This window comes from Wolbachia endosymbiont (group A) of Portevinia maculata, from assembly GCF_964028525.1.
Lineage (GTDB): Bacteria > Pseudomonadota > Alphaproteobacteria > Rickettsiales > Anaplasmataceae > Wolbachia.
In genome coordinates this window covers 611,772-632,420 of the sequence record NZ_OZ034786.1, presented here as the reverse complement: position 1 = coordinate 632,420, position 20,649 = coordinate 611,772, and the positions used below count along the sequence as shown (strand labels likewise).

Annotated in this window: 19 protein-coding genes and 4 pseudogenes; 14 read left to right on the top strand and 9 right to left on the bottom strand. The window is 35.8% G+C overall.

All coding sequences use genetic code 11. The features are described 5' to 3' along the window. Window positions 1-43 precede the first annotated feature (43 nt). The 4 genes from ABWU36_RS03250 to ABWU36_RS03235 all read right to left on the bottom strand — a co-directional run bounded on the left by ABWU36_RS03250 (window position 44) and on the right by ABWU36_RS03235 (window position 3,228). Window positions 44-1,147: an ankyrin repeat domain-containing protein gene (locus ABWU36_RS03250; RefSeq protein WP_309166543.1), complete on the bottom strand. Its 1,104-nt coding sequence runs from the start codon at window positions 1,145-1,147 to the stop codon at window positions 44-46. A 170-nt stretch (window positions 1,148-1,317) separates the two neighbouring features. Next, on the bottom strand, window positions 1,318-1,533 hold the full coding sequence (locus ABWU36_RS03245) for a hypothetical protein (RefSeq protein WP_264688148.1): 216 nt from the start codon (window positions 1,531-1,533) through the stop codon (window positions 1,318-1,320). Between the two features lie 174 nt (window positions 1,534-1,707). Beyond that, complete coding sequence (locus ABWU36_RS03240; RefSeq protein ID WP_353272990.1) at window positions 1,708-2,898, bottom strand: hypothetical protein; 1,191 nt, start codon at window positions 2,896-2,898, stop codon at window positions 1,708-1,710. Between the two features lie 138 nt (window positions 2,899-3,036). Next, a complete protein-coding gene (locus tag ABWU36_RS03235; RefSeq protein WP_341814144.1) occupies window positions 3,037-3,228 on the bottom strand; it encodes a hypothetical protein in 192 nt (63 codons plus the stop codon). A gap of 61 nt (window positions 3,229-3,289) precedes the next feature. Here ABWU36_RS03235 and ABWU36_RS03230 point away from each other — a divergent pair, with 61 nt between their 5' ends. The 3 genes from ABWU36_RS03230 to ABWU36_RS03220 all read left to right on the top strand — a co-directional run bounded on the left by ABWU36_RS03230 (window position 3,290) and on the right by ABWU36_RS03220 (window position 4,382). After that, on the top strand, window positions 3,290-3,457 hold the full coding sequence (locus tag ABWU36_RS03230; RefSeq protein ID WP_264735643.1) for a hypothetical protein: 168 nt from the start codon (window positions 3,290-3,292) through the stop codon (window positions 3,455-3,457). Further along, a complete protein-coding gene (locus ABWU36_RS03225; protein ID WP_253309376.1) occupies window positions 3,442-3,735 on the top strand; it encodes a transposase in 294 nt (97 codons plus the stop codon). Before ABWU36_RS03230 ends, ABWU36_RS03225 begins: the two co-directional genes overlap by 16 nt. Window positions 3,736-3,893: 158 nt before the next feature. Further along, entirely contained in the window at window positions 3,894-4,382 is a 489-nt protein-coding gene (locus tag ABWU36_RS03220) for a transposase (RefSeq protein WP_151807721.1), read from the top strand. A 179-nt stretch (window positions 4,383-4,561) separates the two neighbouring features. Here ABWU36_RS03220 and ABWU36_RS03215 read toward each other — a convergent pair whose 3' ends face one another. Continuing rightward, the gene (locus ABWU36_RS03215; protein ID WP_253309957.1) at window positions 4,562-5,728 is read right to left on the bottom strand and encodes an aspartate kinase; all 1,167 of its coding nucleotides are present in this window, start codon (window positions 5,726-5,728) and stop codon (window positions 4,562-4,564) included. A 90-nt stretch (window positions 5,729-5,818) separates the two neighbouring features. Further along, window positions 5,819-6,755, bottom strand: a pseudogene (locus ABWU36_RS03210) (IS481 family transposase); the annotation flags it as partial. A 127-nt stretch (window positions 6,756-6,882) separates the two neighbouring features. On the opposite strand from ABWU36_RS03210, the gene recJ reads away from it, so the two are divergent. Then, a complete protein-coding gene (gene recJ, locus ABWU36_RS03205) occupies window positions 6,883-8,622 on the top strand; it encodes a single-stranded-DNA-specific exonuclease RecJ (protein ID WP_353272989.1) in 1,740 nt (579 codons plus the stop codon). A gap of 18 nt (window positions 8,623-8,640) precedes the next feature. On the opposite strand, the gene ABWU36_RS03200 is transcribed toward recJ, so the two are convergent. Then, complete coding sequence (locus tag ABWU36_RS03200) at window positions 8,641-9,813, bottom strand: NADH-quinone oxidoreductase subunit D (protein WP_253309374.1); 1,173 nt, start codon at window positions 9,811-9,813, stop codon at window positions 8,641-8,643. Window positions 9,814-10,087: 274 nt separating this feature from the next. On the opposite strand from ABWU36_RS03200, the gene ABWU36_RS03195 reads away from it, so the two are divergent. From ABWU36_RS03195 to ABWU36_RS03170, 6 genes and pseudogenes are all read left to right on the top strand, one after another. Continuing rightward, complete coding sequence (locus ABWU36_RS03195) at window positions 10,088-11,266, top strand: aspartate aminotransferase family protein (protein WP_253309373.1); 1,179 nt, start codon at window positions 10,088-10,090, stop codon at window positions 11,264-11,266. A gap of 88 nt (window positions 11,267-11,354) precedes the next feature. After that, window positions 11,355-12,638 carry an HlyC/CorC family transporter gene (locus ABWU36_RS03190; protein WP_253309372.1) on the top strand — a complete coding sequence of 428 codons (1,284 nt, stop codon included), beginning with the start codon at window positions 11,355-11,357 and terminating at the stop codon, window positions 12,636-12,638. A gap of 13 nt (window positions 12,639-12,651) precedes the next feature. Beyond that, window positions 12,652-12,918, top strand: coding sequence for a DUF2312 domain-containing protein (locus ABWU36_RS03185; protein WP_064125346.1), 267 nt, complete (start codon window positions 12,652-12,654; stop codon window positions 12,916-12,918). Beyond that, a complete protein-coding gene (locus tag ABWU36_RS03180; protein ID WP_253309371.1) occupies window positions 12,911-13,576 on the top strand; it encodes a UbiX family flavin prenyltransferase in 666 nt (221 codons plus the stop codon). The genes ABWU36_RS03185 and ABWU36_RS03180 overlap by 8 nt, the downstream gene beginning before the upstream one ends. Beyond that, window positions 13,560-14,438 carry a bifunctional methylenetetrahydrofolate dehydrogenase/methenyltetrahydrofolate cyclohydrolase FolD gene (gene folD, locus ABWU36_RS03175; protein ID WP_253309370.1) on the top strand — a complete coding sequence of 293 codons (879 nt, stop codon included), beginning with the start codon at window positions 13,560-13,562 and terminating at the stop codon, window positions 14,436-14,438. The genes ABWU36_RS03180 and folD overlap by 17 nt, the downstream gene beginning before the upstream one ends. A 217-nt stretch (window positions 14,439-14,655) precedes the next feature. Next, window positions 14,656-15,040 (top strand): annotated as a pseudogene (locus tag ABWU36_RS03170) (transposase). Window positions 15,041-15,087: 47 nt separating this feature from the next. On the opposite strand, the gene ABWU36_RS03165 reads toward ABWU36_RS03170, so the two are convergent. Continuing rightward, window positions 15,088-15,303: a transposase gene (locus tag ABWU36_RS03165; RefSeq protein ID WP_373457553.1), complete on the bottom strand. Its 216-nt coding sequence runs from the start codon at window positions 15,301-15,303 to the stop codon at window positions 15,088-15,090. Window positions 15,304-15,305: 2 nt separating this feature from the next. After that, window positions 15,306-15,851 (bottom strand): annotated as a pseudogene (locus ABWU36_RS03160) (IS256-like element ISWpi15 family transposase); the annotation flags it as partial. A gap of 223 nt (window positions 15,852-16,074) precedes the next feature. Between ABWU36_RS03160 and ABWU36_RS03155 the strand changes: the two are divergent. The 4 genes and pseudogenes from ABWU36_RS03155 (at window position 16,075) to ABWU36_RS03140 (ending at window position 20,601) form a co-directional block, all read left to right on the top strand. Beyond that, window positions 16,075-17,090 (top strand): annotated as a pseudogene (locus ABWU36_RS03155) (IS110 family transposase). A gap of 617 nt (window positions 17,091-17,707) precedes the next feature. Next, on the top strand, window positions 17,708-17,857 hold the full coding sequence (locus tag ABWU36_RS03150) for a hypothetical protein (RefSeq protein ID WP_264687718.1): 150 nt from the start codon (window positions 17,708-17,710) through the stop codon (window positions 17,855-17,857). 494 nt (window positions 17,858-18,351) lie between these two features. Then, window positions 18,352-19,002 (top strand): protocatechuate 3,4-dioxygenase, encoded by a 651-nt coding sequence (locus ABWU36_RS03145; protein ID WP_253310013.1) that lies wholly within the window; start codon window positions 18,352-18,354, stop codon window positions 19,000-19,002. A gap of 96 nt (window positions 19,003-19,098) precedes the next feature. Continuing rightward, window positions 19,099-20,601 carry a leucyl aminopeptidase gene (locus ABWU36_RS03140; RefSeq protein WP_353272988.1) on the top strand — a complete coding sequence of 501 codons (1,503 nt, stop codon included), beginning with the start codon at window positions 19,099-19,101 and terminating at the stop codon, window positions 20,599-20,601. The last annotated feature ends 48 nt before the right edge of the window (window positions 20,602-20,649 follow it).

Here is a 20,649-nt window from a genome sequence, read left to right as displayed (position 1 = left end):
TTAAAGGAGACTTTCCTTTGCACTACCGTAAGAGAGTAAGACTTCAGTAAAAATCATATTTGATGATGTCCAAGCTGTCCTTCTCAACGTTTTCAACATTTTCGGGAATAGTTAATTTTCTTGTTCCTGCTATGTATTCAACTACCTCTAAATAATCATCATTCCATTGACCATTAAGGGCATAATGTAATGGTGTATTCCCATATTTCTTAGTGGCCTTAATTTCAGCTCCTCTCTCTATGAAATATTTTACTAAATCAATGTTAGCGTGGTAAGCAGCCCAATGTAGAGGCGTTCTGCCCTCATTGTCAGTTACATTTATATCCACGTTTCGCTTCTCCACAAGATACTCTACTACTTCACTATTATTCCAATAAGCTGCCCAATGTAGTGGTGTACTACCTAGATTATCAGTGACATTAAAATTTATTCCTTCTTCTTCTACTAGATATTCAAGGACACATGACATACCAGACTCATCGCCTATAGCTGCATAATGTGCTAGCGTACAACCATTGCTACTAATGGCATTCTTGTCGGCACCATCTTCTATAAGATTTTCTACCACATATGAGTACCCACAAAAAGCAGCTATATGCAAGGGTGTTATCCCATGTCTATTAGTTGCTTTCACGTTTGCTCCTTTTTCTACTAGATATCTAGCTGTTCTCTCACAACCACCATGAGCAGCGTGATGCAGAACAGTATTACCCTTCTTGTTTGCTGCATTTATGTTGAAGTTTTTTTCTTCCACTAGATATTGAACTATTTCTAACTTACCGTCTATAGCAGCTATATGCAGAAATGTTTCACCATTTTCTTTAGTAGCATTAATATTAGCTCCTTTTGCTATAAAATGTCTTACTATATCTAAGTTACTTGCTTCATGTAGAATGTTATCACTAACATTAGCCCCTTTCTCTACAAGATATACAGCTATATCTGTGCTACCTTTATAAGCAGCAATATACAAAGGAGTATATCCATACCTATTAACAGCATTAATACCAGCACCTTTTTCTATAAGATGTTTAACTGCTTCAAGATTACCTTCTTCCACAGCTAAATGCAAAGGCGTATTCCCTTCATCATTCTTAACATTAACATCTTTCTTATCTACTAAATACTTTTCTATGATATTACACATACCAACCTCACTAAATTAATAAAACTATTCCATTCTACAGACACAAACATTATTTTTTTATTAACTGTAAAACCCGTATAAATTCCTATATGCACTGCTTATTCTCTCTCATGAGGATACTCCTAATCGTGTTAATATCTTATATGTATTAATTAATAAACTCACTTTCTTCACTCTTCAATGGCCTCTTCTATAACAGCAGCTATTTCGTTCAGCTTCTTCACCTGATTAACCTCTGGGTTCTCACGCATTTCCTTTAGCACCTTTTGATAAAGATCTTGTCTTTTCTCATTATCGAGCAGTTTGCAGTATAGTTTTAGCTGCTCAGGGGTCTTTGATAGTAGTCGTGCTAACACTGATTCTCGGTTATTGTTATTATTACTCATGTAAAAATCCTCACTAATTAACGCTTCAATTTTTTTTAATGTTTACTACTATTTTCTTAGTAGTATTGGCATAAAGCCATCTATTTTGGCGGAAGTCAAGAAATTTTTTAAATATTTATTTGTTATTAATAATAGTAAGGATATCAATATATTAATTTCGGTAGAGCATTTCCTTCACAAACTAGGAAGAGATTTAACATCTAGTTGCTCTACATTTTCCACTTTCTCGAGCTGTGTGCTGGGCTTTAGTGCATCATACAACGCAAAACTTATACACGCTAATCCAACACTTCCCCCAATAATCGCTATGGCATACATTTTCAATATATAAGCTACAACACTACTGACTAGTAACGCCGCACCAACACTACCAGCCAAGATTGCTCGTCTTTGTTGCATTGATGGTTTTTCTTTTTTGTCTGCAGTATTTTCTTTGCTAGATCCATTATCAAAACATGCAGCAGAAGAAAGGCTGTTGGAAGCATTTGGTTCTTGTATGTCAGTTTCTGTTACAGCAGTTTCATTTTTTTCGCATATTCCAGTATTATCAAGCTTTTCTATTGAAGCAGCGATGTGCTCTATAGCTATTGTATTACTTTCATTACTATTTTCGCATGGCTCAAGATATTCATGTTCTATAGATTCTTCAAGACTACTTTTATTACTATTTTCATATGCGTCAGCCGGTGTCTCGATATTACCAATAGTATCTTGAAGCACTTTTTCACTTCTAGCTGTAGTAGTTTTGGCTGTTACAACAGTGGGCTTCTGGGTTGCTCTCCTACTAACAAGTTCTCCGGAGAATTTTAAGATTTCTTCTACAGCCTCACTATTTTTACGTGCTTCAGCATAGGTAAATGGGGTGTAAGTCATTTCCTCGCCATTTGAATGTTTTATCGTTATTCTTTTTTTGACAATCTCTTTCAAGATACCATTTTCCTCAGAGATCTTTAACACTTCTCTAATCATGTCATTGTCTCTACGTGATATAGCATCTGTAAGTATTGTATGAGTTTCTTCCCGACCATCTGAATGTTTTGTGGTTATTTCTTCATTCAGAACTTCCTTTAATAGTTTTTGTTTTTTGGCTTCTTCTAAAAGATCTTTTACAGCTTGATTATTTTTATGACTTATAGCATAATGTAGTAGTGACAATGTCTCCTCTCTACCCTGATACTCGTAAGTTATTTTCGCTAAAAGAATCGTGCTTGCGTTATAGCTGGACTTTTTGAATATTCTATTTCTAAACTTTTCGGCAACACCTTCCCCTTCTTCTATTTTTCTTGCTAGTTTTTGAATATTCTTTCTATCTTTATTTGTTAATTCATATATGTCACATACTAATGTCAATTTTGACGTTTTCATAATGTTTTCCCCTATTAAGATTTATTGATTTAGTGGTAGTAGTTGCAGTTGCTCACCCCATAAAGTTGGTGCTTTCTTTCAATCAAAGGTATTCTACTGTTTTAAATTCCCTGTAAAGATTTAGCTTATCTTTTACATCTAAACAGCATTAACACGATTTGGCTTTTTGTAGATGAGTAATTCTCTAGGAATTATCCTATTGAATTCTATGATATTATTTTTTGTAACATTGTCTAAAGTGCCCAGACACTGGGATCCAGGAAACTTAACTCTACACCAAGTAAATGTACAATAAGAACTAGATTCCAGTGTCAAGCACTGGAATGACAAGTTCTCGGCAACCCCTACATCATACCGCCGCGGTATCTCTTAGCCGCTAACAAGTAGCGGGATGACGATTGTCAGGGTGTCATCCCAGCGCCCCTATGATGTCATCCGAGTAGCTGACACTGGGATGGCTTTGTTGCATCGCTCAAGTGAAAAGAACTGGCAGTTACTGACAAAATTCATTATAAATAGCCATTTAACTGTTGAAGAAAAAATATGCCACAAAAAATGAGAGTCAGTAACTGCCATGAATATAACAAATTTCTCCAAGAAAGAGGAAGCATTTTTTGTTATATCAATGACGCCATAGAAAATTGGTACGAGAATTGTCCAAAAATGCAGGGCGGCAACTATATTTATAGTGATAAAGTTGTGATTTTGGTGCATATAATCGTCAGTTTCTTTAGAATTGGTTTAAGACAAACAGTCGGGTTTATAAAAGGGTATTTGCAACAAATAGGAAGAGATTTGGCAGTTATCAGCTATTCACAAGCATCAAAAGAAACTTAATATTAAGATAAATGATTGCAGAATTGATAAAAATAATATGGAAGATATCGAAATTGCTATAGACAGTACAGGAATTAGTATATACAACAACACACAGCAAGGAAAATAGCACTGACAGAAAATATCGTGGCTATGAGCAAACGAGAAAATTGCACGTAATGTTGAATATAAACAACAAAAAAGCCATAGCTGTAAAATACAGTAACGGTGTCTACTCTGATCACTATGGAGCTTGTGATTTGCTAAAAGAAGTTGATTTTCAGCATGCCATAAAAGCACTATATGCAGATAGAGCATGTGATAGGCACAAGTTTTATAAGTTGTGTAACGAATATGATATAAAGACAAAAATTCCACCAATAAACAATGCGGCAGAACATCCAGAAATAGATTATATGTCTGACAGGAATGCTGCTATTAGGTTAATAAAATTATACGGTGAAGATGGCATGAAAGAATGGAAAAAAGAAGTAAATTATGGGAAAAGATCTTATATTGAAGGGTTTTTCTCAAGATTAAAGCAAATATTCGGATTTAGTTTTAGGAATAAATCTGAGATAAATCGAGAAAAAGAACTGCTAATCAAATGCTATTTGCTTAATAAATTCACTGATATTGGTATGGCTAAATTTGAGATAGTTACATGAATTTACCATAAATCACCATCTCATAAAGTGTGATGCAACAAAGCCATCCCAGTGTCTGGGCACTGGGATGACACCGTCATAAAGGAACCAGTGTCAGCTACTTGGATGACAGGAGAATGACACCCTCCTTGGTAGGCCCAAATTGCAATGTTCGTACAGTTGTGGACGTCGAGCCTATCCTAGTGTTGCATATCAAGCTCATACTCAGTATGTAAATCTTTGACCAAAGCTACAACGTATTCTTTTTGAACAATTATACTGATTTTGATTTCGGATGTTGTGATAGCAAGTATTTCTATCTTTTTTTCGCTTAAAACCTTGAGTGTGCGGTGCATCACTTCAGTGTTAGACATAACACCAATACCAATTATTGAAATTTTAGCTACATTATCGTTTATAGCATAATTTTCATTCTTATTCAGTAACTTTTCCATTAAATCAATATCAAATTTGGAGATAACAAAACTTGACCCATGTATCATATCAATTTTAACGTTTGCCCCTACTATATCTCTTAAAGTACGCAAGTTATTTGCAAGGTTAGTGAAAGTTACAAGAGCTTCATTAGTGCTATAAGCTATTCCAGTAATTAAGTATCTCTCTAGTACATCCCTTTTGTGTAGTACTGTGGTGCCTTCTACTTCTTTAAAAGTGGATAGCACTTGCACTTTAATGTTATGCTTCATTGCAAGTTGTACTGAACGATTATGCAGTATTTTAGCACCAGATGACGACATTTCCAACATTTCATCGTAAGAGATAAATTTGAGCTTGCGTGCCTTTGGAACAATTCTCGGGTCTGCTGTATATATTCCATCAATATCAGTAAAAATTTCGCAAGTTCTAACACCAAAGGCTACCGTGAAGGCAACTGCTGATATATCAGAGCCTCCTCTTCCAAAAGTAGTGATTCTATCATCATTTATACCCTGAAAACCAGCGATGATCGCAGCAGTATAACCCTCAGCAAAAGATCTTTTCACACGGTCAATCTTTATTGTTTTTATTTTAGACTCAGAATAAAAATCATCAGTTACAATCGGTAACTGCCAGGCAAGCCACGATTTAGCATTAACTCCGATCGATTGGAGAGTGATAGCTAATAGACCGCAAGAAATTTGTTCTCCTGCTGAAAGCATAACGTCATACTCTGATAACTCTTGTCTGCAACTTAAATTTGAGATTTGCCTAGCCTGAAAAGCCATTTGGTCAGTAAATCCTGCAACAGCAGATACAACAACGATTACATTACAACCTTTCTCAATATCGTTTTTTATCAAATTTGCAACTCGGTTTAAATCAGTTAGCGAAGTCCCACCAAATTTTTTTATGATTATTTTGTCCATAGTTACAATATAACTCTCTTCTGAAGAAAAATATAGTTTTTGTAGAGATAGAGGTTGTCCGGAAACTAGAATTAAGGTAGAGTATAAGATGTATGGTTCCAGAGTGTGATGGTGTGGATCTATTATAAATAATTCAGGAGACTTTGTCAACTGAGAACATATAAATTCAAAAGGCGTAAGACCCCTAAGAGCTTTGAGTCTCTTTGCATAATTGTAGGCCATAACAAAGTCATAAAGATGCTCCTTAAGTTGCTGATGCGAACGATAGTAATATTTCTTAACTGTAGCATTCTTTAAAGTTTTATTCATACGTTCAACTTGTCCATTTGTCCAAGAATGGCTAACTTTTGTCAGACGATGTTCAATGTTATTTTCTTCACAAACTCTATCAAATATGTGTTGGAAGGCGTATTTATGGCGCTTCTGATTTGTAAATTGTATGCCATTATCTGTCAAAATAGTGTGGATTTTATACGGTAAAATTCTAATCAGATTACCTAAAAACTCAGCAGCTATGGGTTTTGTAGCACTTTTGTGCAACTCAACGTAGGTGAATTTGATCTATTGCAACAAACAAATACAGCTTTCCTTCTTCTGTTCTAACTTCCGCGATATCAATATGGAAATAGCCTATAGGATATTGTTTGAATTTCTTTCTTGATTTAACTTCACCATCGACATCTGGTAGTCTGCTAATGTTGTGCCTTTGTAAACAACGATGTAAGCTGGAGCGACTCAAATGTGGGATTGAGGTTTGCAAAGCGTAGAGACAGTCATCTAATGGCAATAGAGTATGCTTACGAAATGCAACAATTATAGCCTCCTCTTCTAAAGTTAAAACAGTTGATCTTGGATGCTTTGGACCCATACCAGCATCTTTGGTAAATGAGCGTTTTCTCCACTTAATAATAGTTTTTGGTTTAAGGTTATAACACTTGGAGAGTTTTGCTATGCTCTCTTTACTATTTTGTATTGCTCTACGAATTGTCTCTGTTGTTCTGGCGCACCCATGTAATACTTGTCCCATAATTCCTCCCTTTGATGATATTTTTTTCTCACATTTTATCATACCATCACACTCTGGAACTGTGCATCTAATACAATTATAGAACAAGTTTAAAAGTTCTGGTAAAGTAGTTTTATTTACAAAGAATATGCTACTTGAAATTGAAAAGCGCAGCATAACAAATGCATTGTGGAAGTTGCAAGAAGCAGATCAAAGGGAAATCTTAACTCTTATACAGAGATTTGAGTTGCCAGAAGTACTAGCAAGAATATTGGTTACTCGTGGTGTTAACATAGAAAATGCGAGCGACTTCTTATATCCACTAATCAGATCGCTATTACCAGATCCCTTTCACCTTCTTGATATGGATAAAGCTGTTTCTCGTATAATACGGGCAATAAAAAATAATGAAAACATTGCAATATTTGGTGACTATGATGTTGATGGTGCAACGTCGTCAGCATTGATTAACAGGTACCTGAGAGCAATCGATATACACTCTATAATCTACATTCCAGATCGTGTTGATGAGGGCTATGGATTAAACACAGATGCTTTATTACAACTTAAAAAAAACGGGATCGATTTATGTATTTCCGTTGATTGCGGTACGCTTGCATATCAACCAATAGAAGATGCAAAGGTCTTTGGTCTTGATATTATAGTTGTCGATCATCATCTTGGTACAGAAAAGTTACCAAGCGCCGTAGCAGTTGTTAACCCAAACCGCCTTGATGAAAGCTCTCCTTATACTAACCTTGCAGCAGTTGGAGTGTCATTTCTGCTGATTATTGCTCTTAATAAAAGCCTACGTGAGCAAGGATTTTTTACCAACAAAAAAGAACCAGATTTATTTGATCTGCTGGATTTAGTTGCCCTTGGAATTGTTTGCGATGTTATGCAGATTACAGGCCTCAATAGAGCATTTGTCTCACAAGGATTAAAAGTTATGTCAGCAAGAAAAAACGTTGGCTTGCGTGTTTTATTTGATGCTTTGGGGATCCTTGAAAAACCAAGTGTTTCACGATTAGGGTTTAGTATTGGGCCATGCATAAATGCTGGAGGAAGAATTGGAGAAGCATCGCTCGGTGCAAGGTTGCTTTCCACCGATGATGATGAAGAGGCACATTCAATCGCGCTAAAATTAATAGATTTGAATAATGCAAGGAAAGTGTTAGAAAATGAGGCTCTCTTGGAAGCTACAGCACAAGCGGAAAAATTTGCCCAATTAGGTGTAAATTTTATAATGGTAAGCGGCAACTGGCACCAGGGAATAATCGGTATAATTGCATCGAGGCTAAAGGAGCAGTTTCACTTACCAACAATAGTGATGTCTTTAAACAATGGAATAGGAAAAGCAAGCTGTAGATCAATTTTGGGAGTTGATATCGGTGCTGCAGTCCTTTCCGCAAAGTTTACAAATTTAATTATTGAAGGTGGTGGCCATAGTATGGCGGCAGGATTTTCAATTAAAGAAGACAAAATAAATGATTTGCATGATTTTTTTACTGAAAGATTTTCAAACTCTATAAATGAGAAAACTTTAAAAGCTGATAGTATAGTAACTGCTAAAGCAATAAATTTATCTTTATGGAATCAATTGCAACGCTTGGGACCATTTGGAGTTGGGAATCCTGAACCAAGGTTTATTATCCAAGGAGCAAAGATAAGAAAGCCTGAAGTTATAGGAGTTGACCATATAAAATGTTTTATTGCTGATGATAATATTATGGTAAGAGCTATTGCATTTCGTTCTGCAAATACTCATCTTGGCTCTGCTATCATGAAGGGTAATGTTAAAGCTATTTTGGGTAAAATCTCTATGAATTACTGGAATGGCAATGAATTTGTACAATTTTTAATAGAAGATGTATTGACCATTAGTTGAGTTGCTATTTTACAATAATTACCTATCAATCTCACCAAAAACTATATCGAGTGAGCCAATAATTGCTGCAACGTCGGCAAGCATGTGTCCTTTTGCCATAAAATCTAAGGCTTGTAAATGTGCAAAGCCAGGTGCTCTTATTCGGCATCTGTAAGGTCTATTGGTACCATCTGAAACTATATACACTCCAAACTCGCCTTTTGGTGCCTCAACAGCTGTGTAAGCCTCACCTTTTGGTACATGATACCCTTCCGAATAAAGTTTAAAATGGTGGATGAGAGCTTCCATAGATTTTTTCATCTCCGCTCTTGGCGGTGGAGAAATTTTTCTATCTTCAGTTTTTACTGGCCCTTCAGGCATTTTCTCTATACACTGCTTCACTAAGCTAACAGACTGCCTGATCTCTGCCATTCTAACTAGATAACGGTCATAACAGTCGCCATTTTGGCCGATCGGTATATCAAAATCTAGTTGATCATATATCTCATATGGCTGGCTTTTTCGCAAATCCCAAGCAAGCCCAGCAGCGCGCAACATTGGGCCACTAAAGCCCCAATCAAGTGCTTGCGCTACTGATATTTCACTAATTCCTACAGTGCGTTGCTTCCATATTCTATTTTCTGTTAAAAGTTCATCAACATCGTCTATATACTTTGGAAATTGCTCTATAAACTTTGCAATATCCTCAATCAAACCTTCTGGAACATCTGCTGCAATTCCACCTGGCCTGATGTAAGCTGCGTGAAACCTTGCACCTGAAGCTCTTTCGTAAAATTCCAGTATTTTTTCTCTTTCTTCAAAGAGCCATAAAAGGGGAGTCATTGCTCCAACATCAAGTGCTTGAGAAGAGACGTTCAGTAAATGATTTAGTATTCTCGTCAGTTCACAAAACAAGACACGTAAATACTTTGCCCTAATTGGAATTTCGCATTGCAACAATTTCTCCACACACAGTGAATATGCATGCTCTTGTGACATTGGTGATACATAATCAAGGCGATCAAAATAAGGCAAAGCTTGAAGGTACGTTTTATGTTCTATTAATTTTTCAGTACCGCGGTGCAAAAGCCCAATATGAGGATCAGCTCTCTCAACCACTTCGCCGTCCATCTCTAAAACAAGGCGCAACACTCCATGTGCAGCTGGGTGCTGAGGGCCAAAATTTAACATCATTGTCTTTAGATCGGGCATGTCCAGTAGTTTAAGATATTAAAATTGTATAGGCTAAAGTGCGCTCAAAGTCAATAGACTTCTTGCATAGGCTACAACTGTCATTCAATAGAAACAAAAACTTTTACAATGCTAATAAGTGTTGGTAAAACTAAGTCACTTTAGCTATAGAATGACAAAAAAGGTTTGCATTAGCCAAATTTTTAGTTGAGGTAGCATAAGAGGTTAAAGGAAAAGCTTTGTGTTAATGGATTCATTTCAGGTATAATACAGATAATACCACAATACTTATAAAATGGATCATGTTGTTAATGCGTACAATAGACTTGACACTCCTATAGTTAGGGGAGAAGGGGCATATCTTTTTGACAAAGATGGTAAAAAATATTTAGATTTTGCTGCAGGTATTTCTACAACTTCTTTAGGGCATTGTCATCCATACATTACAGACAAACTGAAAGAGCAATTGAGCTCACTATGGCACTGCTCTAACATTTTCACTATTCCCGAGCAAGAAAGGCTTGCTGACCGTTTAACAACCCTTACTTTTGCAGATAAAGTTTTTTTCTGCTCAAGTGGGCTTGAAGCAACAGAAGCTGCAATTAAGTTTATTCGTCGTTACTTTTATTCAAAAAGGCAAGCAAAACGTAATCGTATTGTTACAATTGAAGGAGGGTTTCATGGCCGCAGTATTGCTGCAATTTCTGCTGGAAACAGTGAAAAATCACGCGAAGGTTTTGCTCCGCTTCTTTCTGGTTTTGATAAAGTGCCAAGAAATGACATTAAAGCTTTGGAGAAAAAAATCAGCAATGAAACAGCTGCTGTGTTTTTAGAGCCCATACAAAGCGAAGGCGGAGTATATCCACTAGACGTAGAATATCTTCAAAAAGTAAGGAAAATAACAAAAGCTCAAGGGATAATTTTGTGCTTTGATGAAGTGCAATGCGGATATGGACGCATCGGTTCTTTATTTTATTATCAAAATGTCGGCATTGAACCTGATATGCTAACCTGTGCAAAAGCTATGGGTAACGGTTTTCCTCTAGCTGCATGTTTAGTAAAAGATTACATAGCAGAAGCAATCACTCCAGGAACTCATGGATCAACCTATGGTGGCAATCCACTTGCCATGACTGTTGGTAATGCAGTGCTCGATATAATGCTAAAAGAAGGCTTTTTTGATCATGTTAAGAGAATTAGTAAATATTTAAAAGAAAAGCTGTTGCCTTTAGCTAAAGAATTTCCTGAGATGATTTCAGAAGTTCGTGGAGAAGGGTTACTAATGGGAATAGAACTAGCAACTCCTGTAGCTGATAAAGTTATTAGTCGATCTCTTGATAAAGGTTTAATAATAACTAGGGTTTCAAACAACAAAGTAGTAAGGATAACCCCACCACTTATCATTGAGGATGAGCATGTGAATGCGGCGTGTAATATGCTTTATGATTTATTTTTTAAGATTAAAGATATATAAAATTCGGCAATATAAATTCAGGCTTGCAAATACCTCTCATAACATGTAAAATTAATTTTATTTTTTATCACAATAACATCGTACTTTAATGGATTGGTTATTGGTCTTAGTATCATCAGCAATTTTTATTTTGTTAATTTTATCGTTTTTGTTCTCAGGAGCAGAAATAGGCTTAACCTCAATTAGCCGTTCTCGAGTTAATAAGCTAAAGCTAGACGGTAACAAAAGAGCCAGGATAATAGACCGCTTATTAAATAAGAAAGAATTGACAATAGGAACGGTATTGCTCGGCAATACAATTATTAATATTACTTGCTCTGCTTTATTTACAGCAATATTTATCAATCTTTTTGGAAATGAGGGCATTCTCCTATCAACAATTATAATGACATTTTGTATTTTATTATTCTGCGAAGTTCTACCAAAAACTTATGCTATTCAAAATCCTGAAAAATTTGCATCATTTTCTGCTTATTTTGTATTGTTTTTTGTAAAGATTTTTTCTCCATTGACGCTAGGTATTCAATTTATTGTTAACCTCATCCTGAAATTATGTGGGCTGCATAAAGATAAGGAAGTAATATCTGCAGCGGATGCAATGCGTAATATGATTACTCTTCACCGCAGTGAAGGAACTATGTTACAACAGGATTTAGATATGCTAAGCAGCATACTTGATTTGGCTGAGACAGAAATATCACAAATTATGACCCATAGAAGAAATTTATTTTCTCTTGATATAAATCGAAGTAAAGAAGAGTTAATAAGGGAAATTTTAACTAGCAGTCATAGTAGGATACCTTTATGGCAAAAAGAACCAGATGATATTATCGGTGTAATTCACGTGAAGGGTCTAATAAATGCCTTGCGTGAAAAGAATAATAAAGCGGAAGAAGTTGACATTACCCAAGTTATGTCAAAGCCTTGGTTTATACCAGAAAGTACACCGCTCAGCGTGCAACTTCATAACTTCCGTAAGAACAGGAAACACCTTGCATTTGTTATTGATGAGTATGGAGCACTGCAGGGAATTGTAACTCTTGAGGACATACTGGAAGAAATAGTTGGAGAAATTTCGGATGAACATGATTTGATCACGGAGAATTTCATAAAGAAAATATCTGACAATATGTATCACATAGAAGGAAAATCTACTATTAGGGACATTAACAGGCAGTTACACTGGAATCTCCCTGATGAAGAAGCTACAACTCTAGCAGGTATGATTGTGAATGAAATAGAGCGCATTCCTGACGAAGGCGAGGAGTTTTCCATGTATGGTTTTCGCTTTAAGATTTTAAAAAAAGATAAAAATATTATTACTGTTGTTGAAGTGCAAGTAAAAACTGGTAATACTAGTAGCAGCAATTAATTAGTGGAGTTTCATGGAAGATACAGTAAAAATAACGGCTGAAGAGTTGAAGGGTTACATAGAGAGAATCGAAAAACTTGAACAAGAAAAGAGGGATGTGCAAGATCACATTCGTGATGTATATGTAAAAGCCGCAGATGAAGGTTGGGATATAAAAGTGATGAAACAAATTATTAGGCTGAGGAAGATGGATGATGATGACAGAGAGGAACAGGAAATATTGCTTGATACCTATAAACGTGCATTGGGAATGAGCTACGAAGAAGAGTTAAGTGAATAGCAGAATTGTAATTGGAATAAGTGGAGCATCTGGTTCTATTTACGGTGTACGTATTTTAGAGGCGTTAAGAAATATTAATAGATCTCTTATCCCTGTCATCCGAGTAGCTGACACTGGGATCCAGGGAAAAAGAAATATAGATTCCAGCGTCACGCGCTGCAAATTTGGTTATGAAACTCATTTAGTGATAAGTCGTGCTGGAAAAATAACTCTAGCTCATGAGATTAAAGAAAAACTTGAAGATATTACATCACTTGCAGATTTTTACTATTCTGAAGAAAAAATAGGAGAAAAAATAGCAAGTGGCTCATTTAAAACCTCAGGAATGATTGTAGCACCATGCTCTATGAAGACAATGTCTGAAATTGCATCAGGTGTTACTTCCAATCTATTGACAAGGGCTGCAGATGTAACGCTAAAAGAAAGAAGAAAATTAATTCTTATGGTGCGAGAGTCACCACTACATCTTGGGCATTTACAAAATATGTTAAAATTAACGGAGATGGGAGCAATAATTGCTCCACCAGTGCCTGCTTTCTATATTAAACCAAAATCGTTGGATGATATTATTAATCATTCTGTTGGCAAAGTATTGGATTTATTTGATATCAAATTACCTGACTTTAAGGAGTGGCAAGGAAGTGACAATTATTATTGATGGTAAAAAAATAGCAAACGACCTATGTGAGAGGCTATCACAAAAAATTGATATTTTAAAGAGAGAGTATAACATTTTTCCTTGCCTGAAAGTAATTCTCGTGGGCAGCAATCCAGCAAGTCAGGTTTATGTTCGCAACAAACAGAAAAAAGCGGAATCAATAGGCATAAGTTCTGAGACCATTGTTTTGCCTAATAATATTTCAGAAGATGAATTGATTGAAAAAATCAATGAGTTAAATGAAGATCGATCTGTGCATGGCATTTTAGTACAGTTGCCTTTACCAAATCATATTAGTGCAAGCAGAGTAATTAACGCAGTAAGTATTGAAAAAGATGTAGATGGCTTCCACGATGAAAACGTTGGTAGATTAGTTAAAGGTGAAAAAAACTGCCTTATACCTTGCACTCCTAAAGGTTCTTTGCATTTAATTAAATCAATTGAAGAGAACCTTTCCGGTAAAAACGCAGTGGTGATTGGTAGGTCAAATATCGTGGGCAAGCCAATGTTTCACCTATTGCTGCAGGAAAATTGCACTGCTACCATCTTGCACTCACAGAGTAAAGATTTAGCTGAATATTGCTCTAAAGCGGATATAGTAGTTGCAGCAGTCGGAAAGCCAAATTTTGTTCAAGCAGACTGGATAAAGAAAGGTGCAATAGTGATCGATGTTGGCATAAATAGTGTTAATGTAGGAGAGCTTGTAGGTGATGTTGACTTTGAGGGAATAAAAGGGAAAGCCAAAGCTATTACCCCAGTACCCGGAGGCGTTGGCCCAATGACAATTGCATTTCTAATGATGAACACTGTTATTGCTGCTTGCTTGCAGAAGGGAGTTGATGCTTCTAATTTCATTAGTTGAGGTATGAAGAGGAAAGCTATATGAAGATAGAATGTACCACATCTCACAATTAATAAAAAATTGAGATTTTTGAAATTCCTCAGTAGTCAAATTTATTAAATATTTAGGATCATCATCTATTCTTTTTTCTCTACAAGTATAGTATTTTCAAAAGCGAATGATAAAGGTATAATATATTCTATACTGAGAATATGCACGAGCTCCAAGAGGAGAAAAAATATATGCTGATGTTCCAGGAAAAAAGCGGGAAAGAGTGAGTATAATAGGTGGATGGATTGAAAAGAAGTTTATTGCACCAATGACCTTCACAGGAGGGTGTAATAAAGATGTATTTAATGTATGGTTAGAGCGAACCACAATTGCAGCGTAATACAACCATAGTTATGGATAATGCTACATTCCATAAAACTCCCAAAACAAAGTCATTAATAGAGTCTTTTGGCTGTCATTTGCTTTATCTTCCAACATATTCACCTGATCTAAATCCGATAGAGCATTGTTGGCACACCATCAAAAGTCGCCTCAGACCTCTAATGCATCAATGTACAGACTTACACCTTTTAGTTGGTAATACCATTTTAGACGTTTATCATTCGTTTTAGAAAATACTATACTTGTAGAGAAAAAAGAATAGATGATGATCCTATAGCTAACCCAAGAAAGGGTTACCTGAATACTGAAAAACAAAATCAATAGCAGAATTGATATCAGGCCAAAAGCTTGGCAGCGCTTTTTTTATGGCATGCTTGATGGCAAACCAGAACTTCTCAATTGGATTTAAATCAGACGAGTATGGCGGCAAAAATAAAACTTTACATCCAACACTTTCTATTGGGAGTGTTAAATAAACTGTGTCAAACCGCATTTTTAGTTCAACTCAATTTTCAATCTGCCAGGAAAGAAAACATCAAATTGAGAGATAGTTAATGCCCAATCATGTACAGGCATCGTCCACTTTTCCTCTGCCTTCTTTATAGCACAATATACCTGCTTATACAAGGCATTTATGCTGGTAAATGAGCCTTTGGTCTTAGTGAATTTCCTAATTTGCCTATGTAGCCCCTCTATGGGATTGGTGGTGTAGATTATCCTCCTAACTGGACCAGAATACTTAAAATAACCAGACAAGTTTTCCCAATTATTCTGCCAAGATTTTATAACCATAGGGTACTTTGTGCCCCATTTTTCATCCAATTCCAACAGATAATTCTCGGCAATTTCCTTGCTTGAAGCTTGATATACCTTCTTTAAATCGCTCAAAAAACTCTTCGCATCTTTACTGGCCACATACTTCAGTGAGTTGCGTATCTGATGCACTATACACATCTGCACTTCCGCATTAGGAAAGACACTGTTTATAGCTGCAGGAAAGCTTTTCAGCCCATCAACGCAGGCAATAAGGATATCTTCTACTTGTATCTTGTCAAAAGCATCTAATGTTTTAAGCTTAAGCATTAGGTGGAGAAGGGAGGAACTCTGTGCTTCTTCTTAGATATAAAATCTGTAGAGGAGATAAGAATTCCCTTCTCAAAAGTATAGGCTGGACGGTATCGTAGAAAGACCTGAATGGTTCTAATTCTGTATTCACAAGGTTAGCCTTACTTTTCATTTTTAATGGTAACGTATGGGGTTATATATGATCAACAACTTTTTGGGCATAGATATATCAAAAGATCGCTTTGATGTTTTTCTCTCATTTATAAGCAAAAAAGGAAAGCGTGAAACTAGAAAAAGAAGCTTTAAGAACGATGGTTTCAAAGTCTACTGAATTTTCTACACAAACATAATGTAGAAAAAGTAAAAACCTGCATGGAATCTACTGGTTGTTATAGCGAAGCACTGGCTGAATTTCTACACAATGCTGGACATTTTGTAAGTGTTGTAAATCCTTATTGCATAAAATCTTATGCAAGGAGTAAGCTGATACGACAAAAGAATGATCAGACCGATGCAGAAGTTATTGCTGATTATTGCCAAAGACAGGAACCTTCTAGTTGGACACCACCTTCTCCTGAAATGAAAAAATTAAAACATCTTTATCGTTGCTCAGTTGCGTTAAAAGATGAGTTAACATTAGTAAATAACCACTTAGAAAAAAAAGAGAGACTGCCTAAAGAAGTTGCAAATGCTTGGGAAGACCTTGCAATGAATATAGCTCAAAAAATAGAAACAATAAAAAACTCCGTACGTGAACTATTAAATCAACACAAAGAATTGTTGGAAAATTTTCAACTTCTATTGACTATTCCAGGCATAGGAGAAGAATCAGCAATAGCTATTTTAGCTGAAGTTTCTGATATAGAGGTTTTTAGAGATGCCAGGCAATTGGCAGCATATACAGGAGTTATACCACGAAATATGACGTCAGGTTCCTCTGTATATGCCAAACCCAGATTAAGTAAATCCGGTTCACAAACATTACGTAAGGCACTTTTCTTTCCTGCCATAGTAGCTAAGAATCACAATCCTATCATTATGAGCTTTTGCCAAAGATTAAAGGAAAAGGGTAAGCATAATATGGCCATCGTTGGTGCTGCAATGCGTAAGCTACTCCATATCATTTTCGGTATTCTGACATCCAAAAGTGCTTTTGATCCTAACCATATCAAAAACTACAGGGCTAGGAGGTTGACTGAAGGTTTAGTACTTTAAAATCAAAAATGCTTCCTATCTATCTTATGTAAAGTGGTATCTTACACAAATTTATTGAATGTTGTTGGTTAGTGGATATGTTGATAAGTAAACTTCATCTGTTTTGTGCGTATAAAACTAATTTACTTATCAACATATCCACTAACTATAATCTGTGTACTGTTACACAATTGGAAGTATTTTTTGATTTTATGATGCAACTTGGGAAATTTTTATAATTTTTTTGTTGACTAACAAGACGGTATCTCCTGTCATCCAGCCCTTCCATCCAAGACGGTGTCATTCCAGTGCCCAGACACTGGAAGGCTTTGTTGCATCGCTAGCTATGATGGATTAAAGATAAAAAAGATGGAGAATATCAGTAGCTTATTATTCTGGTATTTATAACAAGAACGGTCAGTGAATACCTAAATTTGAGTAAAAGAAATTTCACTACCACTCACTAATCCGGCTAAAATTCAAGAATTTCAATGCTTTAGCTATTTTCAATAGAATTAAGTTTATTAATATAAATAATAAATTACTATTCTTAAATTTGATCAGATTGATTGCAAAAAAACAAGATTTTCAATAGGTTGCTTATAATCCTAGCTATAGTTAGCCTTTCATAAGTAGCGATGCAACAAAGCCCACTGGAATCCAGAAAACTTAACTTTATACCAGGTAATAAGAACTGGATCCCAGTGTCTGGGCACTGGGATGACAAGAGAAGGTACTGGAATGACGGTTGTCGTTTAGCTATAAACATTAAGAAATTTACCAAATGAAAAAAAAGGCAAAAGAAGCCCCGTGGTTGGCTAATTACTTACATTATACTTTCAAGTATGGCGTTTTTTTATTCTAAACGCTTAATAACCGCGATTCAGCTGCTTTTAAACCGCAACTAATCTAAATTATAAACGTTAAGAAATTTACTAAACAGAAAAAAAGGCAAAAGAAACCCTAGGGTAGCTAGTTATTCACTATCCATTTTTTAAGTTGGCGTTTTTTGATGTTTTAAATGCTTTATAAGCGTATTTCAGCTTGTGTAGGTAAAAACCTAGAAATTTGATAAAGACATAAGGTGCACATAGTGCAAAAAATTAAACATGAGACGCCAAATACGTTGAGTTTTTTTGTCATTTAATCTGTACAGAGAAGATAAATAAATAGCTTCATTTTCATGATAAGGGGGCTGGCGAAGCTTGTAAAGTAATTTTTTCGTTTCTATTCCCAATAAAAGTTTGTTATATGGTTATGCAAGAAGTCTATTGTGAATGAAATGAATGTGAAAAATATCTTATTAGCGTTTTTAGTACAAACGGTATTCAGTTTGCCGCTATTTGCAGCTGATCCTGTTTTGCTCAACTGCATTGAAACTCCAGAAATATATGACCTTGATGCAAGGCCAAAAAATTTTAGCTCTTCAAACAATTTAAGAAGGAAAGCTGGTTCTCCAAATAGTGCAATAGGAGAATTAATACACATAGTGGGTAGAATTACTGATATAAACTGTTTACCAATACAAAATGCTGTAGTTTCTATATGGCACGCGAATTCACGCGGCGTGAACCATTACGATGAGAATATAGAGGATAATCAACTCGATCCGAATTTTGCTGGATCAGGAAGGTTTGTAGTGAATAATCTTGGCTATTATAATTTTATTACGATAGCACCTGGTAAAATTGGTGAGAGAGCTCCACATATTAACTTTCTAGTTCAACATCCAGATTTTCCAGAATTCACAACGCAAATGTTTTTTGCTGACCATAATTGCGATAATTGTGCTGATCCTGTTCTTGGAGATTTTGTTAGTAATGGGCTTGCAAGCCTTCTCATAACACCATTTACTTACAGTGATCAGGTCATAAAAACCTATACGTTTAACATTACCTTGGGTGGATATAATAAGTTCTCTAATAAAAGATAAAAACCCTTGCATGTAAGGTAGTCCATAGTAAACTTGAATGTTATTGTACTTAGGATGTATATGAAAAATATCTTACTGATGTTTTTGCTATGTTTTATGTACAGTTTACAATTATTTGCAATGAAGATGCCAGCAATGAAAATAACAATTTCTAAAATTTCGCCCGATTTTAAAACAATAGTAATGGGTTTATTTGAGGACAACGAAACCGTAAATGATGGCGGAGTTTTGCAAGGAAAACAGATCATAGATAATATAAAGCAATTTAGCGATTTTAATGGAAGCTTTGGTGAATTTTCTTCTACCATTTTACCAGAAGGAAAAAACGTTGTAGTTGTTGGACTTGGTAAGAAGGATGAATGGAATGAAAATAAAGAATTAAATATTGGTGGTAAAATATATTGTGAGCTAAGCAGATTAAAAATTAAGAAAGCAGCGATTTTAATCGAAGGTAGTGCAGCAAATGTTGCATATGGTGCGTTTCTGCGTAGTTTTAAGTTTGATAAGTATAAAACTAAAAAGGATGAGAAAATTACAGAGGTAGAGGAAATTACCGTATTAGTAAAAGATGAGCAATTAAGTAATGCTGAAAGATCATTTGAGCACTTAAGGCAAGAAGGTGAGAGTATATTCCTTGCGCGCTCTTTTATAACAGAGCCTCCTAACATTCTATATCCAGAATCCTATGCTGATCATATAAAAAAAGAGCTTACTAAGCTTGGTCTTGAAATCGAAGTGCTTGATAAAAAGCAGATGGAAGAGAAAAAAATGAGAGCCTTGCTTGGAGTCGCACAAGGAAGTAGTAAAGAACCAAAATTAGTAGTGATAAAATGGAATGGGGCTTCTAAAGAACAAAAGCCAATAGCTTTTGTTGGTAAAGGTATAACGTTTGACACTGGTGGAGTATCACTCAAACCTTCACGTGGTATGGAGTCGATGAAATATGACATGGCAGGCTCTGCTGCTGTAGTTGGGGTGATGCATGCTTTAGCAGGACGAAAAGCCAAAGTAAATGCAATCGGCGTGGTTGCACTTGCAGAGAATGCAGTGGGTGGTAATGCTCAAAGGCCGAGTGATGTAGTAACTTCAATGTCTGGACAGACGATAGAAGTGTTGAACACCGATGCAGAAGGAAGGCTCATACTTGCAGATGCTTTATGGTATACGCAAGACAGATTCTCACCAAAATTTATGATTGATCTTGCAACTTTAACTGGTGCTATAGTGGTTGCACTTGGAAATAACGAATATGCTGGTCTTTTTTCAAATAATGATGAATTAGCAAACCGTCTGATTGATGCAGGAAATGAAGTAAGTGAGAAGTTATGGCGTTTTCCTATGAATGAAACTTATGACAAAATTATTGATTCACCGATTGCTGATGTTCAAAACATCGCTCCTGCAGGCTCTGGTGGAGATAGCATAATGGCTGCACAGTTTTTACAGCGTTTTGTGAATGAAACTTGCTGGGCACATTTAGATATCGCAGGCACTGCTTGGTACGAAAAAGGTACTGACATTTGTCCAAGAGGAGCAGTAGGTTTTGGTGTAAGGTTACTTAATAAGTTGGTTAAAAAGTACTACGAAGCCAATGATTAAAGGTCTTTATACTGGATTTATGGCTTGACTCACAGCTACATGAACGTT

Bases quoted from the DNA above. Each gene is read 5' to 3' on its own strand.
- ABWU36_RS03250 (WP_309166543.1), bottom strand. From the start codon at position 1,147: ATGTGTAATATCATAGAAAAGTATTTAGTAGATAAGAAAGATGTTAAT.
- ABWU36_RS03245 (WP_264688148.1), bottom strand. From the start codon at position 1,533: ATGAGTAATAATAACAATAACCGAGAATCAGTGTTAGCACGACTACTA.
- ABWU36_RS03240 (WP_353272990.1), bottom strand. From the start codon at position 2,898: ATGAAAACGTCAAAATTGACATTAGTATGTGACATATATGAATTAACA.
- ABWU36_RS03230 (WP_264735643.1), top strand. From the start codon at position 3,290: ATGACGATTGTCAGGGTGTCATCCCAGCGCCCCTATGATGTCATCCGA.
- ABWU36_RS03225 (WP_253309376.1), top strand. From the start codon at position 3,442: ATGCCACAAAAAATGAGAGTCAGTAACTGCCATGAATATAACAAATTT.
- ABWU36_RS03220 (WP_151807721.1), top strand. From the start codon at position 3,894: ATGTTGAATATAAACAACAAAAAAGCCATAGCTGTAAAATACAGTAAC.
- ABWU36_RS03215 (WP_253309957.1), bottom strand. From the start codon at position 5,728: ATGGACAAAATAATCATAAAAAAATTTGGTGGGACTTCGCTAACTGAT.
- recJ (WP_353272989.1), top strand. From the start codon at position 6,883: ATGCTACTTGAAATTGAAAAGCGCAGCATAACAAATGCATTGTGGAAG.
- ABWU36_RS03200 (WP_253309374.1), bottom strand. From the start codon at position 9,813: ATGCCCGATCTAAAGACAATGATGTTAAATTTTGGCCCTCAGCACCCA.
- ABWU36_RS03195 (WP_253309373.1), top strand. From the start codon at position 10,088: ATGGATCATGTTGTTAATGCGTACAATAGACTTGACACTCCTATAGTT.
- ABWU36_RS03190 (WP_253309372.1), top strand. From the start codon at position 11,355: ATGGATTGGTTATTGGTCTTAGTATCATCAGCAATTTTTATTTTGTTA.
- ABWU36_RS03185 (WP_064125346.1), top strand. From the start codon at position 12,652: ATGGAAGATACAGTAAAAATAACGGCTGAAGAGTTGAAGGGTTACATA.
- ABWU36_RS03165 (WP_373457553.1), bottom strand. From the start codon at position 15,303: ATGCGGTTTGACACAGTTTATTTAACACTCCCAATAGAAAGTGTTGGA.
- ABWU36_RS03150 (WP_264687718.1), top strand. From the start codon at position 17,708: ATGCAACAAAGCCCACTGGAATCCAGAAAACTTAACTTTATACCAGGT.
- ABWU36_RS03145 (WP_253310013.1), top strand. From the start codon at position 18,352: ATGAATGTGAAAAATATCTTATTAGCGTTTTTAGTACAAACGGTATTC.
- ABWU36_RS03140 (WP_353272988.1), top strand. From the start codon at position 19,099: ATGTACAGTTTACAATTATTTGCAATGAAGATGCCAGCAATGAAAATA.